This is a genomic window from Mesorhizobium hawassense, from assembly GCF_003289945.1.
GTDB lineage: Bacteria > Pseudomonadota > Alphaproteobacteria > Rhizobiales > Rhizobiaceae > Mesorhizobium > Mesorhizobium hawassense.
Genome location: NZ_QMBP01000034.1, coordinates 1 through 16,557 on the forward strand (window position 1 = coordinate 1; position 16,557 = coordinate 16,557).

Genomic DNA, 16,557 nt, shown 5'->3' on the forward strand with positions numbered 1-16,557 from the left:
ATCTCCCCCATGGGGGAGATCGGCCAATCGCCATTCTACTCCGTCTTCGGCGGCGCGGCCGTCATCTGCTCGCCCATGGCCCTCATGTCGGCGGCCTCGCCCTCCTTCGACGTCGAAGGCACCTTGAACACCTGGCCGGGCCAGATGCGGTCGGGATCGCGGATCTGGTCCTTGTTGGCGAGATAGAGGGTCGAGAAGCGCGTGCCGTGGCCGTAGACGCGGCGCGAGATGCGCCAGAGCGTGTCGTTGCGACGGATGATCACGGCGCCGTCAGCATGTTCGAGCTTCGGCGCGACCGTCTCGGGCACGTCGGTCGCGGGCGTCGCTTCCGCGACCTTGGCCGGAGCCTCTGCCGTTCCGGCCGGCTTGGTTTCAGCGGTTGCAGAAGTCGCGGGCGCCTCGGCCGACTTGGCTTGCGTGGCCAGGGACCCGGCGCCCTGGACCTGTGCGAGCTTGGTCTCGGCCGGCTTGGCCTCGCCGGTCTTCGTCTCGCTGGGGGCGACGGCGGCGATCGACTCGCCGGGTTCGCGCTCGAACGGCACGGCGGCGCGGGCGACGACCTTGGCGCCGTCATCGTCCAGGCCGTCGACGTGAATGGTGTAGCTGCCGACCGGAATGTCGCGCGCCGCTTCGATCAGGAAATGGCCGTCGGCCGAGGTCTTGGCATCGCCGAGCAGGATCGCGTCGGCATAGGCGCGCACCTTGCGACCAGGGTCGGCGGTGCCGGCGACGAAGATCTTGCTGCCGTCGATTTCGACCGCTTCGACGGCGATCTTGGGCTCCGCCGCAGCAGCCGGCGCGGCCGCCTGGTCGCCCGTCGCGGGCGCAGTCGCGGCGGTGTCGGACGCAGCCGGCGCGTTTGTTGCCGGAGCTTGTGCTGCCGCCTGGCCGGAGGCGGCCGGCTTGGTCTCGGCCTGCGGCACAGTGATCAGTTGCGCGGCCTTGCCAGGCTCCTCGACCATGGCCAGCACCTGGCCGGTCGGGCTCTGCGGCACAGACACGACGGCGGTCTGGGCCGAAGCGACGGCCGTGCCGCCAACCGTCTGGCGCAGCGTGATCGTGTAGTCGCCGGGCTTCAGCGGATCGTCGAGCACGATGGCGAAGGCGCCGTCGGGGCCGGAATCGGTAGAGCCGAGTACCGTGCCGCCATTCAGGATCTCGACCTTGGCGTTGGGCGCGGCGCTGCCGGCGACGACGATCGAGCCATTGCCTTCGACGCGCACGACATCGAAGGTGGGCAGCGTCGGGCCGGCCGCGGCGGCAGGCGCCTGAGCGGCGGGAGCGTTCGCGTTGTTGGCGGATGCCATGGTATTGGCGGGCGCCATCTTGTTGGCGGGCGCCATGGTGTTGGCCGGAGCCATCGTGTTTGCGGGAGCCTGGGGTACGCGGCCCTCGGTGCTCGTGGTCGAGGATTCAGCCGGTTTCGCATCGCCTTGCGGCAATGCCGCGACCTGCGCCGGCTTCTGCTTGATATATGGGTCGAGCGCGCCCGACCCGTAGGCGACCGCCGCGACGACGACAACGCCGCCCGCCGCGAACAAAAACGCCTTAGAAGGATTGATAGCCATAATTCCGTATTGCCCCCTTAGCCACCTAACGCCCGGTCTAGCGTGTTTTGCTGAGTCCGACAAGAAAAAGCCCGCCCCTGGGCTTGACCCCGCCGATCGTCCCTATCACCAATCGTCGCCATGAACACGATTCGATCCGTCTGCGTCTATTGCGGCTCGTCTCCGGGCCGCGACGAGGCCTATATCAAGGCGGGCCATACGCTCGGCCGCTCGCTTGCCAAATCCGGACTGCGCTTGATCTACGGCGGCGGCACCAAGGGCATCATGGGCGCCGTCGCCGATGGCGCGCTCAAGGCCGGCGGCAAGGTCACCGGCATCATCCCGCGCTTCCTGATCAACAGGGAAGCGACCGAAACCGCGCTCGACAAGCTCGACGAATTGCTGATCACCGACAACATGCACGAGCGCAAGCACAGTATGTTCGAAAAATCCGACGCCTTTGTGGCGTTGCCCGGCGGCATCGGCACGGTGGAGGAAATCGTCGAGATCATGACCTGGGCGCAGCTCGGCCATCATCGCAAGCCGATCGTCTTCGCCAACGTCAAGGGTTTCTGGGAACCGCTGCTGGCGCTGATCGAGCACATGACGGCCGAAGGCTTCATCCACACCGCGCAGCGCGTGAAGCCGCTGGTGGTCAACGACCCCGAAGCGATCGTCGCCGCCATCATGGTGGCCGGATCGTCGGTCGATGCGCCGACAGAGGGTGTGAGGGCGGTGATCGACAAGATGTAGAGTGAATAGTGAAGCGACAGATCATGTGGAGCGATATCTGTCTACTATTCACTATTCACTATTCACTATTCACTATTCACTACTTGCTACCAGCCACTGACTAATCACCATTCACTATTCACCGCCTCCCTCAAATCCCCAATCACCACCCTGCGATCCTGCCTTCGCCATGCCAGATGGATCGACACGCTGCGCTTGAACCAGGGCAGGTCGCGGAAGACGACGCCGGGGGGCGCGGCGCGGCGCAGGCTTTCCTGAACCGTGGCTAGGCCGAGGCCGGCGCTGACCAGGCCGAGCGAGGTCAACGGGTCGTTGGTCTCGTAGGCGATGTCGGGCACGAAGCCGGATTCGGCGCAGGCCGCCAGGAACTGCGCGCGGTTGGTGTCGCCAGGCTGACGCACGACGGTGATCCAGACGCGGCCGTCGAGCTGGGCGGGCTGGATGTCGGCGACACCGGCCAGCGGATCGCCTACCGGCATTGCGAGCATCAGCGGCTCGCGCCGCACCAAGGTGCTTTCGAGATCGGGATCGCCCTCCGGCGCCGGCGCATAGACGAAGCCGAGATCGAGGGCGCGCTGCCGCAGATCCTCGAATTGCGCCGCCGTCCGGCGGCTGCGCAGCTGCAGATGGAAATCCGGCCGCGCGCGGCGGAAATCCCGCAACATGTCGGCGACCAGTCCGGAATGCACAGCACCCTCGACATAGCCGATGGCGAGGCTGCCTGCCGCGCCGTTGGCGAGGTTGCGGCCGAGCTCTTCCAGGCGCGCCGCATTGGCAAGCAACGCACGGGCTTCGGCGAGGAAGGCCCTGCCCTCGGCGTTGAGATGGACGCGCTGCTTCGCCCGCTCGAACAAAGTGACGCCGAGCTGCTCCTCGAGCTGGATGATTTGCCGGCTCAAGGGCGACTGCGAGATGTGCAACAGCTCGGCGGCGCGGCCGACATTGCCGGCTTCGGCGACGGCAACGAAATATCTTATCTGACGCAGGTCGAGCATTTTTCGCTCCTACAGCTTAAGACCTCGAAGGTCTCAACGATAGCTTAATCAGTCTTGGACAGTCTGGCCAGTTAGCGCGATATCTCCCGGCATCAACCCAGCCACAAAGGAGACCGCCATGCAGTTCTTTGCCCTGCTCACCCGCAACACCCAGAAGTTCAGCGATGCCGACTTCGCGCCGCTGCTGCCGCCCGAATCCGAACAGCGCAAGACGCTTTACGCGCAAGGTGCCGTGCGCCAGATATGGAACCGCGGAGACATCCCCGGCACAGGCATCATGTTCGAGGCGGCCGACGACGCCGAAGTGCGCGGCCACCTCGCCACGCTGCCACTGATCGAGGCCGGCATGATGGACATCGCGGCGATCGTGCCGCTCAATCCTTATCCGGGTTTCGGGCCGAAGCGCTGAGAAAAGCTTTGTGCGTGAAGGCTGCCGCGGACGCGGCAGCCTCAGGGCCAGGCGTCCTGCATCGCGTTCACCGACAGCCATGCCATCATAGGCAACGCGACCAGCAGCGCCAGCCGCAGCCCCGCCGATCGCGCCTGGTCGGGCTCCTGGCGCTGCAGCCGGCGCCAGCTCTGGAATGCCGCGAAGAGAACAAGCAGCGCGTAAAAACCGGCGAGCAGCCACAGGGCCGTCTCACCGGATATCGCCATGCCGTTGTTCTCGAGCACCTTGCCGATAAGCATGGCTGGCCCGGCGACGAAGAAGGCGATGGTGATGCCGAACAGGAAGCCGATCATCGCGCCCGGGAACGATGTCGCTGACAGTGCGACGAGCACCGCCAGCAAGATGAGCAAAGAGATGAACGCGCGCTGGCTCATGGCCACATTCCCCGACCGAACGCGGCGGAATCTACCAGTCCCGCCTTAATTGCGCGTAACGGCCCCTCCCCTTGCCGGCAACGGAACCGTCGCTATTGTCGGCAGCGATCAAAACAGACGCGGTGAGAACTCAATGAAACTTGGTTTTGTCGGCACGGGCGCTTTGAGCTCGGCCATCGTCACCGGGCTGAAGTCGCTGCCGGGCGAGACAACGCCGGTGGTGGTCTCGCCGCGCAACGAGGAGATCGCCGCAGAGCTTGCCGCGCGCTACCCGGATGTGCGCATTGCCGCCGACAACCAGGCCGTGCTCGACCAATGCGACACCGTCATGCTGGCGGTGCGGCCGCAGATCGCCCGTGAGGTGCTGCGGGAGCTGCGGTTCCGGCCGGATCATCATGTCGTCAGCCTGATCGTCACCGTGTCGCGCGAGGAAATCGCCGGGCTCGTGGCGCCGGCGAGGCATGTCGGCAAGGCCCTGCCCATGCCGATGATCGCCCGCCTGCAAGGCGCGACGATCATCTGCCCGCCGGACCCGATTGTGGCGACGTTCTTCGGCAGGCTGGGCGGCGTGATCGAGGTCGAGGATCAGAGCGAGTTCGACGCGCTCAGCGTCGTCACCGCCACCTATGCCAGCTATTTCAAATATCTCGACACGATCCACGCCTGGGCGCGCGGCCAGGGCGTTCCGGGCGACAAGGCCCGCGACTACATCACCAGCATCTACAAGGCGCTGGCCAACGCGCCGGACACCGCACCAGACGAAGATTTCATGCATCTTGCGCAGGACTATGCGACGCGCGGCGGCATCAACGAGCAGGTGCTGCGCGAGCTGACCGAGCGCGGAACCTTCGAGGCCTTCGCGGAGAGCTTGGAGCGCGTGCACCAGCGCGTCGTGGGCAAGTAGCCGGCGGAGCCCAAGCAGCGATGCCGATCACTCGGCCGGCGCTAGCCGCAGCGACGGTTTCCGCGTGCTGAGGCGGTCCAGATACAGATAAACGACCGGCGTGGTGTAGAGCGTCAGAAGTTGTGAGACGATGAGGCCGCCGACGATCGCCGCGCCGAGCGGCTGGCGCAATTCGGCGCCGGTGCCGGTCTCGATCGCCAGCGGCAGCGCGCCGAGCAATGCGGCGAAGGTCGTCATCATGATCGGTCGAAAGCGCTGGACGCTCGCCTTGTGGATGGCCGCGCGGGACGAGAGCCCCTCCAGCCGCTCGGCCTGCAGGGCCATGTCGATCATCATGATGGCGTTCTTCTTGACGATGCCGATCAACAGGATGATGCCGATCAGCGAGATCACGTCGAACTCCATACCGGTGACGATGAGCGCGAGCAGCGCGCCGATGCCGGCCGAAGGCAGTGTCGACAGGATGGTGATCGGGTGGACATAGCTTTCATAGAGCACGCCGAGCACGACATAGATCGTGGCTAAAGCCGCGGCAATCAACAGCAATTCATTGAGCAGGTTGGCGCGGAAGGCGAGCGCGGTGCCGGCGAGCGACCCATGGATCGACACCGGCATCTTCAGCTCTGCCATAGCGCGGTCGATCGCGGCCGAAGCGTCACCGAGCGTCGCGCCGTCGGCGAGATTGAACGAGATCGTCGTGGCGACGAAGTGGCCCTGGTGGTTGACCGACAAAGGCATGGTCGCCGAGCCATAGGTGCTGAAGGCGGAGAGCGGCACCATCTTCTCGGTCGCGGTGCTGACGGCAGCGCCGCTCGACGCGCTGCCATGGCCAGTCACGGCGATGGCGTTGTTCGCCTGGTTCCGCAGCGAGCTCGTCAGGCTGCCGGCCAGCGCGTTGGTCTGCTGCGTGCCGCTGGCGGTGGCGCCGGACGTGCTGACATAGATGCCGTTCAGCGCGCTCGGATCCTGCAGATAGCGCGGCGCCACCTCCATGACGACATGGTACTGGTTGCGGGCGTTGAAGATGGTCGACACCTGGCGCTGGCCGAAGGAGTCGTAGAGCGTGGCGTCGATGCTGGCCGGGGTCAGGCCGAGCCTGGCCGCGCTCTCGCGGTCGACCGTGATATTGGTTTCGAGTCCGGCCTCGTCGCGGTCGGAGTTGACGTCGGTGATCTCGGGCGCCTGCTTCAGGAGATCGACCAGCTTCGGCGTCCATTGGTCGAGATCGGCGGTCGTGTCGGCCTGCAGCGTGTACTGGTAGGTCGCCAGGCTCTGGCGGCCGCCGACCCTGATCTCCTGGCGCGGATTAAGGAAGAGCTGCGCGCCGGGCAACTGCCCGAGCTGCGCGCGCAGCCGCGTCAGCACCACTTGCAACGGCGCGCGTTCACCCTTGGGTTTCAGGGCGACCTGGACGAAGCCGGAATTGGTCTGCCGGCCGCCAATATAGCCGACCACGTTCTCGACCGCCGGGTCGCTCTTCAGGATCGCTTCCAGCTGCTCGAATTTCTGCCGCATCAGCTGGAAGGAGATCGCCTGGTCGGCGCGCAACCCGCCCATCAGTTCGCCGGTGTCCTGCTGCGGGAAGAAGCCTTTCGGCACCACCGTGTAGAGATAGACGTTGAAGACGATGGCCGCGAAAAGCACCACCAGCATGATTTCCGAATTGTCGAGCGACCAGCCGAGCGAGCGGCCATAGAAGGCGCGGACGCGCTCGAAAACGCCTTCGCCGAAGCGGGCCAGGATCGAGCGCCTGGCCGACGGGCTCGCGCCCGGGCGCAGGAAATGCGCGCACATCATCGGCGTCACCGTCAGCGACAACACCAGTGAAATGGCGATCGACAGCGACAGCGTCAGCGCGAATTCCTGGAACAGTCGGCCGAGTATGCCACCCATCAGAAGGATCGGCAGGAAGACGGCGACCAGCGAGGCGCTCATCGAGAGAACGGTGAAGCCGACCTCCTTGGCGCCGACCAGCGCCGCCCTGCCGCGCGGCGTGCCCTCCTCGATGTGACGCGTGATGTTTTCGAGCACCACGATGGCGTCATCGACGACGAAGCCGGTGGCGATGGTGAGCGCCATCAGCGACAGATTGTCGAGCGTGAAGCCGAGCAGATACATCGCGCCGAAGGTGCCGAGGATCGAGACGACCAGCGCGACACTCGGGATCAGCGCCGCGCGCCAGTCGCGCAGGAAACAGAACACGACGAGGATGACGAGCATCACCGCCAGTACCAGCGTCAGCTCGGTGTCGTGCAGCGAGCCGCGAATGGTGGTCGAGCCGTCGGTGGCGATGCTGAGCCGCGCATCCGCCGGCACCGAGGCCTGCAACGTCGGGATCAGCGCACGGACGCGGTCGACGGTCTCGATGATGTTGGCGTTGGGCTCGCGGTAGAGCACCAGAAGCACCGCCGGCTCGCCATTGGCGAGGCCGAGATTGCGCACGTCCTCGACGGAATCCTCGACATCGGCGATGTCGCGAAGCCTGACCGCCGCGTTGTTGCGCCAAGCAATGACGAGGTCGCGAAAATCGGCGGCGTGGCTTGCCTGGTCGTTGGTGTAGAGCTGGTAGCGCAGCGCGCCCTCTTCCTCGAAACCCTTCGGGCTGCGCGCGTTGGCCGACGCAAGCGCTGCCCGGACATCCTCCAGGCCGATGCCGTAATGGAACAGCGCGCCGGGATTGAGCTCGACACGCACCGCCGGCAGCGACGAGCCCCCGAGGTCGACATTGCCGATGCCCTCGGCCTGCGACAGGCGCTGCTGCAGCACGGTCGCGGCGGCATCGTAGAGCTGGCCGGGCGTCAGCGTGCGCGAGGTCAGCGCCAGGATCATCACCGGCGAGTCGGCGGGATTGTATTTGCGATAGGTCGGGTTGCTGCGCAGGTCCGACGGCAGGTCGGCGCGCGCGGCGTTGATCGCGGCCTGGACGTCACGCGCCGCGCCGTTGATGTCGCGGTCGAGATCGAATTGCAGCACGACATTGGTCGAGCCGGTGCCCGACCGCGAGGTCATCTCGGAAACGCCGGCGATCTGGCCGAGATGGCGCTCCAGGGGCGCGGCGACATCGGTCGCCATCGTGTCCGGGCTGGCGCCCGCCATCGAGGCCTGCACCGAGATGGTGGGGAAGTCGACCTTGGGCAGCGGCGCCACGGGCAAATTGAAATAGGCGATCAGGCCCGCGGCGGCGAGGCCGATCGCGAACAGCGTGGTGGCGACCGGTCGCGCGATGAACGGCGCCGAGAGGTTCACGGCGCGGACCCGCCGGCGGAGGCTTCGACGGCGCCGGAGCCGCGCCGCGTCAACCGGTCGAAGGCGAGGTAGATGACCGGCGTGGTGAACAGCGTCAGCACCTGGCTGACGATCAGCCCGCCGACGATAGTGATGCCGAGCGGCTGGTGCAGCTCGGAGCCGGCCAGGCCGCCGACCAGCAGCGGCAGCGCGCCGAAGAGCGCGGCGAACGTCGTCATCAGGATCGGGCGGAGTCTCAGCAGGCACGCCTCGTAGATCGCCTCGCGCGGATCGAGCCCCTGCAGGCGCTCGGCCTGCAGCGCGAAGTCGATCATCATGATGGCGTTCTTCTTGACGATGCCGACGAGCAGCACGATGCCGATGATGCCGATGACATCGAGATCATGGCCGGCGAGCATCAATGCCACCAGCGCACCGACGGTTGCCGAGGGCAGCGTCGACAGGATGGTCAGCGGGTGGATGAAGCTCTCATAGAGCACGCCCAGCACGACATAGACGGTGGCGACCGCCGCCAGCACCAGAAGCAACTCGTTCGACAGCGAGCTCTGCAGCGCCAGCGCCGCGCCCTGGAAGCCGGTCGTCAGGCCGGCCGGCGGCTGCATGTCCCGCTCGGCGGCGGTGATCGCCGCGGTCGCATCGCCGAGCGAGACGCCGGGCGCCAGGTTGAAGGAGATGGTCGCGGCCGGGAACTGCGCCAGATGGTTCACAAGGAGCGGCGCCTGGCGGACATTGATGCTGGCGATCGCCGACAGCGGCACCTGGCCCGAGCCCGAGGACGGCAGGTAGATCGAGCCCAGCGAGGCCGGCGTCTGGCCGACCGAAGGATCGGCCTCGAGGATGACGCGATATTCGTTCGCCTGGGTGAAGATGGTCGAGATGATGCGCTGGCCGAAGGCGTCGTAGAGCGCGTTGTCGACGGTCGCCGGCGTGATGCCGAAACGCGCCGCCGTGGCGCGGTCGATGGTGACGTCGACGGCAAGCCCGCTCTGCTGGCTGTCGCTCGCGACATCGGCGAGCTCGGGCAACGCCGACAGCCTGTCGGTGAGTTTCGACGTCCACGCCGCCAGCTCGACCGGATCGGAATCCTGCAGCACATACTGGTATTGCGAAGCGCTGATAGTGGAATCGACCGTCAGGTCCTGCACCGGCTGCATGTGCAGCGCTATCCCGGTGACGCCGGCGGTTTCCTGCGTCAGCCGCCGGATGATGGCGCCGGCGTCCGCCTGGCGTTCGTCACGCGGCTTCAGATTGATCAGCATGTGGCCGCTGTTGGCGGTCATGTTCTGGCCGTCGACGCCGATGAAAGACGACAGGCTGGCAACGTCGGGGTCCTTGAGGATCGCGTCGGCCAGCGCCTGCTGATGCGCCGCCATGTCGGCATAGGAAGCCGAGCCCGCGGCTTGCGTGATGGCCGAGATGGCGCCGGTGTCCTGCACCGGGAAGAAACCCTTCGGCACGGCGCTGTAGAGATAGACGGTGAGCGCCAGCGTCGCGACCGCCACCAGCAAGGTCAGCGCCTGTCGGTCCAGCACCCAGCGGAGCGCGGCGGCGTAGCCGTTCGCGATCGCATCGAAGGCGCCTTCGCTCCAGCGCGCCAGCGCGCTCGGTTTGCGCTCGGCCGGCGGCTTCAAAAGCCTGCCGCACAGCATCGGCACCAGGGTGAGCGAGACGATGGCCGAGATGACGATGGCGATGGCCAAGGTGATGGCGAACTCGTGGAAGAGGCGGCCGACCACGTCGCCCATGAACAGAAGCGGGATCAGCACCGCGATCAGCGAGACGGTGAGCGAGATGATGGTGAAGCCGATCTGGGCGGAGCCTTCGAGCGCCGCTGTCACCGGGTCGTCGCCATGCTCGATGAAGCGCGAGATGTTCTCGATCATGACGATGGCGTCGTCGACGACGAAGCCCGACGCGATCGTCAGCGCCATCAGTGACAGATTGTCGAGGCTGAAGCCCCACAGATACATCACCGCGAACGTGCCGACGAGCGACAGCGGCACCGAGAGGCTCGGGATGATCGTCGCCGGGATGTTGCGCAGGAACAGGAAGGTGACGAGCACGACCAGGAGCGCGGCCATCGCCAGCTCGAACTCGACGTCGTCGACCGAGGCGCGGATTGTCGTCGTGCGGTCGGTCAGCGGCTCGACGGTGAGCGCCGCGGGCAGCCCGGCGCGCAACTGCGGCAGGAGCGCCTTCACGCCGTCGACGACGCGGATGACGTTGGCTCCGGGCTGGCGCTGGATGTTGAGGATGATCGCCGGCGTGCGGTTTTCCCAGGCGCCCAGCCTGGAGTTCTCAGGCCCTTCGATGATGTCGGCCACCTCGCCCAGCCGCACCGGCGCGCCGTTGCGATAGGCGATCACCATGTCGGCATAGGTCTTGGGGTCGGCGACCTGGTCGTTGGCGTTGATGGTGTAGGAACGCGCCGGCCCGTCGAAGCTGCCCTTCGGCGTGTTGACGTTGAGCGTGCCGATGGTGGTGCGCAGATCGTCGATGTTGAGACCCATGGCGGCGAGCGCCTTGAGCTTGACCTGCACGCGCACGGCCGGCCGCTCGCCGCCGGAGATCGAGACCAGGCCGACGCCGGGAAGCTGCGAGATCTTCTGTGCCAGCCGCGTCTCGGCATAATTCTCGACTTGCGTCAGCGGCAGCGTCTTCGAAGTGATCGCCAGGGTCAGGATCGGCGCGTCGGCCGGATTGACCTTGGCGTAGATGGGCGGCGCCGGCAGGTCGGCCGGCAAAAGATTGCCCGACGCATTGATCGCCGCCTGCACCTCCTGCTCGGCAATGTCGAGGCTGAGGTCGAGGCTGAAGCGCAGCGTGATCACCGAAGCACCGGCGGAGGAGCCCGACGACATCTGCTCCAGTCCCGGCATCTGGCCGAACTGCCGCTCGAGCGGCGCGGTAACCGAGGTGGTCATCACCTCGGGACTGGCGCCAGGATAGAAGGTCTGAACCTGGATCGTCGGATAATCGACCTCAGGCAGGGCCGAGAGCGGCAGGAACAGATAGGCGATCATGCCGACGATCAGGATGGTCGCCATGATCAGCGTGGTCGCCACCGGCCGCAGGATGAACGGCCGCGACGGGTTCAGCCAGCCGGAAACCAGACCGCTGGGCGCGCTCATTGGCCGTCGCCGGTGCCGCCGCCGCCATTGTCGGCCGCGCCAGCATTGCCGGCACCGCCGTCGCGGCGATGGCCGTTGCCGTCATGGTGACGGCGATGACCCTGCTTGCGGCCGGGCGCATCGTCCGCCGCGTCCGCGCCCGCCGAGCCGTTGCCCTGGCCGTTCGACATCGCCGGTGCGCCGCCGGAATTGGCGGCCGGCGCGTCGTTGCCGGTGCCGGCGGGCGGCGCTTGCGGCGGCGTTGCGGCACCATTCCCGCCAGGGGTTGGCGCGGTGCTGTTTCCGCCGGCGGCCGGTACGGCGCTGTTGTCGGGCACGATGACCTTGGCGCCGTCCTTCAGCCGGTCGACGCCATCGACCACGACTCTGGCGCCTGGCGCCAGGCCGGACAGAAGCTGCGTGACGGTGGCATTGCCCGGCCCGAGCGAAACGGTCTTCACCGAGACGGTGCCGTCGCCCTTGAGTTGATAGACGAAGGTGCCGGGCGCGCCATGCTGGATGGCGGCGTTGGGCAGCACATTGATGCCGGTCAGCGTGCGCACCAGGAGATGCACGTTGACGAACTGGTTGGGGTAGAGCGCGCCGTCGGCATTGGGGAAAACGGCGCGCAGCTTGACAGTACCAGTGGTCGGATCGATCTGATTGTCGATCGTCTGCAGCGTGCCTTCGGCGATCTGCTTCGTATCGTTGCGGTCGAACAGGCTGGCCTTGAGACCGGCATTACCGTGCGTCTGTTCCAGCACTTGCGCCAGGCTGTCCTCGGGCAGCGAGAACAACACCGACATCGGTGACATCTGAGCGATCACCGCAATACCGGTGCCGTCGCCCGGCGTGACATAGTTGCCCTGGTCGACGAGGCGCAGGCCGATGCGGCCGTCGGCGGGCGCCGTGATGTGGCTGTTGGCGATGTTGACCTCAACGGCCTCGATCTGCGCCTGGTCGGACATGACCGTGCCCTCGTCGGACTGGACGGTGGCGCGCTGCAGGTCGACGGCCTGCTGGGTGATGGCGTTGGAGGTTAGCTTGAGGTCGCGATCGAGGTCGAGCCTAGCATCGGCGAGCAGCGCCTGGTCGTGCTCCAATTGACCCTGCCACTGATGCAGCGAGGCCGTCAGCGTGCGGTCGTCGATCTGGGCGAGGAAGTCGCCCTTCTTCACGTTCTGCCCCTCGGTGAAGGCGATCTGGGTGATCTGGCCGCTCACCTGCGCGCGCACCGTCACGGTCGACAGCGGCGTCACGGTGCCCAGCGCCTCGAGCACGATCGGGATATCGGCCTGCGTGACCGGCGCGACGGCAACCGGCTGCGCCTGATCGCCGCCACGGAAACGGCCGCCGCGAAGGCCGCCCTGCTGGCGGACCTGGACGGGATGCAGCCAGAACGCGGCCCCGGCCGCCGCCACGACGACGAGCAGCGCAACGATCCAGCCGCGCCGCGAACGGCGCGCGACCACCGGCCGGACCTCGGCCAAAGGCTCGCTAGGCCGCGCGGGCTTGCTGCGCAGCTTGCGCCGGCTGACGACTTCGTCGTCCACGTCTCTCACCTGTCCTTCGAGCCGCATCAGGCAAAGGTTCGCCGCGCGGAGCCGCCGCCGAACCGTCACCGATCGCGCCGTTCAGACATGCTCAGGGCACGTGCAAAGGTCGCGATCTTGACGGAAGCATAGGGGCATGGATTTTGCCGCGCAATTCCAACACACATTAAATTCTTGTAAGGAATTGAATGGGTTAGAGCCGAAAAAATACCGTCAAGTCGCGAGAAAAACACGCCGTTTCCCGACGAAAAATCGGCTTCGGCAGACAATACCATTCATCGCTTTTAGACAAATGGCCACAAGGCCTTAAGAGGCCAGGCCCGAGCCACTAGTGGCAATGTGATGCTGCACCGGATCGGGTGGCCACCACCTCCAAATCTGCCGGAAGATTCTCGCGAAGTTGTGACTATCCGCCAATCGCCAACGCACAGCAGGTTGCCCAGGGGAACAAAGCCTGCGCGTTAGCGTTGCCTCACATAACGACATTCTGGAGATCGTCATGCTGCGAGGCGGATTGCTTTGGCTTATCGGGATTCCTTTGCCCGTAATTCTCATCCTTTGGCTGCTGGGCTACCTGCATTAGCCGCCGACACAAAGCAGGCCGGGACGACAGGCGCGTCCCGGCCTGATCGATTCATCCGGCACGGGTGAGCTCGCACACGGGCAAGGACCTCGCTCTCACCGGCCGCCCCCCATACGACGATGGGGCGATGTGGAAAAACTGGCCGGCGCGGCGGTCTTCCTGGCGTCGGACGCGGGACGCCGCTGGTGGATGGTGGGATTACGGGTGTGGTTGTGACGAGGGCGGTCGACTTCCCATCATACCGGCAGGCTCGTCTCATCCATCGACAGATGCTGCTCAACGGGCGGAACAATCTTGGTGCCCTTCGCGAACCCGACCAACATCCTGTCTACCGACAGCCTGCCCGCGCCGCTCAGCGCCAGGATGAACATGCCGCCGGCGATGGCGAGGTCCTTCTCGAAGTGCAGCAACTCGTTCTGGCTGGCGAAATTGGTGTGGAAGAGGCTTGCCGTCATCAGGCAGAACAGGCCGAGCCCGACTGCGCCCAGCCGCGCCAGTATGCCCAAGGCCACCGACAGGCCGGCGCCGAGCTGCAGCAGGATGGTGGCGACGAGCAGCGGCGTGCCGACGCCGAGCGCGGCCATGGCCTTTTGAGCGCCCTCGAAATGGGTCGACAATTGCAAGCCCTCATGCACGAAGATCAGGGACAGAAGCAGTCGGCCGGCGAGCAGGACGACGTCCCTGGCGTGCAGCTTTTCGGCGAGTTCGGTCGGTGTCATGGTCGGCTCCAGTCCTTGGAAACAGGCAGGCGCCGCGCGTCCCGGTGGACACGCGCCCGCGCTCGATGTTGAAAAAGGTCGGAGCCGGCGCGAGGGAGAGAACGCCGGCTCCGGTTTTCAGGCGCTACCGCCGTGGCGCCCAAAAAAGCGAGCCCTACGGGCCGCGTCGGTCTACTTCGTCACCTTGGTGTCGATGGCCTGCTTGAGGTCGGAAAGCTCCTCGCAGCCGGCCGGGCAGAGTTTTTGCAGCGAAGCAAGCTGCTCGTTGGCCTTGGCCATGTCGCCGGTCTCGACATAGAGCTCGCCCAGATATTCATGCGCCGCCTTGTGGTCGGGCTTAAGCTCCAGCGCCTTGGTGTAGTAGGTGAGCGAGGTCTGGTAGTCGCCGGTCTTGCGCAGCGTGAAGCCGAGCAGATTGTAGACGTCGGCCTGCTGGGTGTCCTGTGCGAGATCGCGCAGGTCGGCCAGCGCGCCCTTGTAGTCCTTAGCCTCGATCTTGGCCTTCACGGCCGTCAGGTCCGGCGCGTCGGCGCCTTCGATGTCGTCGACGGCATAGGCCGGAACGGCGATGGCGATCGGGGCCGCGGTCAAGACCGCAATGGCGCCGAGCACCGCGAAAAGTGCGTGTTTCATGTGCGTTGTCGCTTTCTGCTCAGGATCCGATTCAGATCAGATCCCGGTTGGGGTGAAGGCATAGGCGTTACCGTCCTTGACGAAGCTGCCGGTGCCGGGGAACGGGAAGTGCGAGCCGCAGATGCGGACGTTGTCGGCGATCACCTGGTCGATGATCCGGTGGCGCGTGGTAATCGCCATCGGCCCGTCCTGGTCGTAGGCGCCCTGCCATTCGGGATGCGGGGCGAGCAGGGCCGGCACGTACATGGTGTCCGCCGAGACGAGGAACTGCTCGGCGCCGGCGTCGACATGATAGACGGAGTGGCCGGGCGTGTGGCCGGGCGCCGCCATGATGCGGATGCCGGGCACCACTTCGGCGCCGTCGTCGACCAGCTTCCAGTTCTTCCATTTCGGGAAGTTCTCGGCGATGCGCTTGCCGGCGGGCTTGCGGCCTTCCGGCAGCTTGGCGAGCCGGCTCGGATCGGTCCACCAATTGTACTCGGTGGCATTGACGATCAGCTCGGCATTCGGGAACACCGGGTCGTTGCTGCCCTTCTCCATCAGGCCCCAGACATGGTCCGGGTGGAAATGCGAGATCAGAACAGTGTCGATGGCCTTGTAGTCGATGCCGGCGGCCTTCATGTTGGCCGGCAGGTGCGTGGCGTTGGCCTGCCACTGGCCGACGCCGGAGCCGGCATCCATCATGATGGTGCGGCCGTTCATCTTGAGCACGACGACGGTCAGCGGGATCGGCATGAACTCGGTGGTCAGCCCCGCCTTGGCGAGCGCCGCCTTGGTGTCGTCGACCGACACGTCCTTGATGAAGGCCGGGTCGTGCGGCTTGCGCCAGATGCCGTCATAGACGGCAGTGACCTCGAGCGAACCGACCTTGTATTTGTAGAAGCCGACCAGCGGCTCGACCGGGGTCTCGGCGTGAGCCGCGGGCGCGAACTCGAGCTTGCCGGCAATGCCGAAAGCGGCAGCGGCGGCGGCTGATCCGAGCACCATGCGGCGTGTCATGTTGAACATCAGAAATCTCCTCTTGTGGCTTGCGCGTTTGCGTCAGGTTTCAGGCGGTGGTTCATTGATTGCCGCATGTCGTTTCCCCAAAACCGCTACACACTTTTGGGCGACATGCGGGGAATGGCGGAGGGCCCGGTGCGACCCTCCGCCGGCTGCGGAAACCGGAGCCGGCCGGTCCGACTGAAGGCCGGCCGGCGCCGAGGAGATCAGCGTCTCTGGCTCCCGGTTACGGCGAGGGCGTGCCTTCCCTCTCGGAACCGAAACCTTCGACCGCTGAACTCCTTGGGCGAGGACCTTCGGTCCCGCCTGCCTAGCGACCCCAAATGCCCTGGCCGGGCTCATCCGCAGCGATCTTGGCAGCCGGCTTCATGTCGTGGCGGTCCATGTCGGGTTTCGCGATCGAAGCGGTGTACGTAGTGTCGACAATGGCGGCCTGCTGGCCAGCCGTGGAGAAGTGGTCGCTGCCGGCAAATGCGCTGCCGGTGGCAACGAGGATGGCGGCTGTGGCAAACACGGTTCTCTTCATGTTGGGGTCCTTCCGGGTTGGTTGATGCGTGCCTTGGGAGGATGGCCTCGCTACAAGCAAGACCCGGAAGGCCCGGGCTTTATTCCCGGGATGCGCGAGATTTTTTTGCGACAATAGAAAATCGATATTTTTCTGGAAGAAACGGCAGGCGCGGCTTCTTG

General features: G+C 65.9%; 13 protein-coding genes. 3 read left to right on the forward strand and 10 right to left on the reverse strand.

The features are described from left to right. Positions 1–35 precede the first annotated feature (35 nt). On the reverse strand, positions 36–1,568 hold the full coding sequence (locus DPM33_RS34370; RefSeq protein ID WP_112101866.1) for a LysM peptidoglycan-binding domain-containing protein: 1,533 nt from the start codon (positions 1,566–1,568) through the stop codon (positions 36–38). Positions 1,569–1,688: 120 nt separating this feature from the next. Between DPM33_RS34370 and DPM33_RS34375 the strand changes: the two genes are divergently transcribed. Next, positions 1,689–2,300, forward strand: coding sequence for an LOG family protein (locus DPM33_RS34375; RefSeq protein ID WP_112101868.1), 612 nt, complete (start codon positions 1,689–1,691; stop codon positions 2,298–2,300). A 104-nt stretch (positions 2,301–2,404) separates the two neighbouring features. Here DPM33_RS34375 and DPM33_RS34380 read toward each other — a convergent pair whose 3' ends face one another. Then, on the reverse strand, positions 2,405–3,295 hold the full coding sequence (locus DPM33_RS34380) for a LysR family transcriptional regulator (protein WP_112101870.1): 891 nt from the start codon (positions 3,293–3,295) through the stop codon (positions 2,405–2,407). 118 nt (positions 3,296–3,413) lie between these two features. On the opposite strand from DPM33_RS34380, the gene DPM33_RS34385 reads away from it, so the two are divergent. Next, positions 3,414–3,704 carry a muconolactone Delta-isomerase family protein gene (locus tag DPM33_RS34385; protein ID WP_112101872.1) on the forward strand — a complete coding sequence of 97 codons (291 nt, stop codon included), beginning with the start codon at positions 3,414–3,416 and terminating at the stop codon, positions 3,702–3,704. A gap of 41 nt (positions 3,705–3,745) precedes the next feature. Here DPM33_RS34385 and DPM33_RS34390 read toward each other — a convergent pair whose 3' ends face one another. Beyond that, positions 3,746–4,120, reverse strand: coding sequence for a hypothetical protein (locus DPM33_RS34390; RefSeq protein ID WP_112101874.1), 375 nt, complete (start codon positions 4,118–4,120; stop codon positions 3,746–3,748). A gap of 133 nt (positions 4,121–4,253) precedes the next feature. On the opposite strand from DPM33_RS34390, the gene DPM33_RS34395 reads away from it, so the two are divergent. Continuing rightward, a complete protein-coding gene (locus DPM33_RS34395; RefSeq protein WP_112101876.1) occupies positions 4,254–5,024 on the forward strand; it encodes a pyrroline-5-carboxylate reductase in 771 nt (256 codons plus the stop codon). Between the two features lie 27 nt (positions 5,025–5,051). Here the strand turns inward: DPM33_RS34395 and DPM33_RS34400 are convergent, their stop codons facing one another. The 7 genes from DPM33_RS34400 to DPM33_RS34430 form a co-directional block, all read right to left on the reverse strand. Then, positions 5,052–8,270 carry an efflux RND transporter permease subunit gene (locus tag DPM33_RS34400; protein WP_112101878.1) on the reverse strand — a complete coding sequence of 1,073 codons (3,219 nt, stop codon included), beginning with the start codon at positions 8,268–8,270 and terminating at the stop codon, positions 5,052–5,054. Continuing rightward, entirely contained in the window at positions 8,267–11,368 is a 3,102-nt protein-coding gene (locus DPM33_RS34405) for a multidrug efflux RND transporter permease subunit (protein WP_112101920.1), read from the reverse strand. Before DPM33_RS34405 ends, DPM33_RS34400 begins: the two co-directional genes overlap by 4 nt. Positions 11,369–11,397: 29 nt before the next feature. Beyond that, positions 11,398–12,933, reverse strand: coding sequence for an efflux RND transporter periplasmic adaptor subunit (locus DPM33_RS34410; RefSeq protein ID WP_245442654.1), 1,536 nt, complete (start codon positions 12,931–12,933; stop codon positions 11,398–11,400). Between the two features lie 819 nt (positions 12,934–13,752). Beyond that, positions 13,753–14,235, reverse strand: a complete 483-nt coding sequence (locus DPM33_RS34415) for a DoxX family protein (RefSeq protein WP_112101889.1) — start codon at positions 14,233–14,235, stop codon at positions 13,753–13,755. A gap of 171 nt (positions 14,236–14,406) precedes the next feature. After that, complete coding sequence (locus DPM33_RS34420; RefSeq protein WP_112101891.1) at positions 14,407–14,868, reverse strand: tetratricopeptide repeat protein; 462 nt, start codon at positions 14,866–14,868, stop codon at positions 14,407–14,409. A 36-nt stretch (positions 14,869–14,904) separates the two neighbouring features. Then, positions 14,905–15,876, reverse strand: a complete 972-nt coding sequence (locus DPM33_RS34425) for an MBL fold metallo-hydrolase (protein WP_112101893.1) — start codon at positions 15,874–15,876, stop codon at positions 14,905–14,907. 304 nt (positions 15,877–16,180) lie between these two features. Continuing rightward, the gene (locus tag DPM33_RS34430; RefSeq protein ID WP_112101896.1) at positions 16,181–16,396 is read right to left on the reverse strand and encodes a DUF680 domain-containing protein; all 216 of its coding nucleotides are present in this window, start codon (positions 16,394–16,396) and stop codon (positions 16,181–16,183) included. Positions 16,397–16,557: the final 161 nt, after the last annotated feature.

Excerpts from the sequence above, each read along its gene's own strand:
- DPM33_RS34370 (WP_112101866.1), bottom strand. The coding sequence starts at position 1,568 with ATGGCTATCAATCCTTCTAAGGCGTTTTTGTTCGCGGCGGGCGGCGTT.
- DPM33_RS34375 (WP_112101868.1), top strand. The coding sequence starts at position 1,689 with ATGAACACGATTCGATCCGTCTGCGTCTATTGCGGCTCGTCTCCGGGC.
- DPM33_RS34380 (WP_112101870.1), bottom strand. The coding sequence starts at position 3,295 with ATGCTCGACCTGCGTCAGATAAGATATTTCGTTGCCGTCGCCGAAGCC.
- DPM33_RS34385 (WP_112101872.1), top strand. The coding sequence starts at position 3,414 with ATGCAGTTCTTTGCCCTGCTCACCCGCAACACCCAGAAGTTCAGCGAT.
- DPM33_RS34390 (WP_112101874.1), bottom strand. The coding sequence starts at position 4,120 with ATGAGCCAGCGCGCGTTCATCTCTTTGCTCATCTTGCTGGCGGTGCTC.
- DPM33_RS34395 (WP_112101876.1), top strand. The coding sequence starts at position 4,254 with ATGAAACTTGGTTTTGTCGGCACGGGCGCTTTGAGCTCGGCCATCGTC.
- DPM33_RS34415 (WP_112101889.1), bottom strand. The coding sequence starts at position 14,235 with ATGACACCGACCGAACTCGCCGAAAAGCTGCACGCCAGGGACGTCGTC.
- DPM33_RS34420 (WP_112101891.1), bottom strand. The coding sequence starts at position 14,868 with ATGAAACACGCACTTTTCGCGGTGCTCGGCGCCATTGCGGTCTTGACC.
- DPM33_RS34425 (WP_112101893.1), bottom strand. The coding sequence starts at position 15,876 with ATGTTCAACATGACACGCCGCATGGTGCTCGGATCAGCCGCCGCCGCT.
- DPM33_RS34430 (WP_112101896.1), bottom strand. The coding sequence starts at position 16,396 with ATGAAGAGAACCGTGTTTGCCACAGCCGCCATCCTCGTTGCCACCGGC.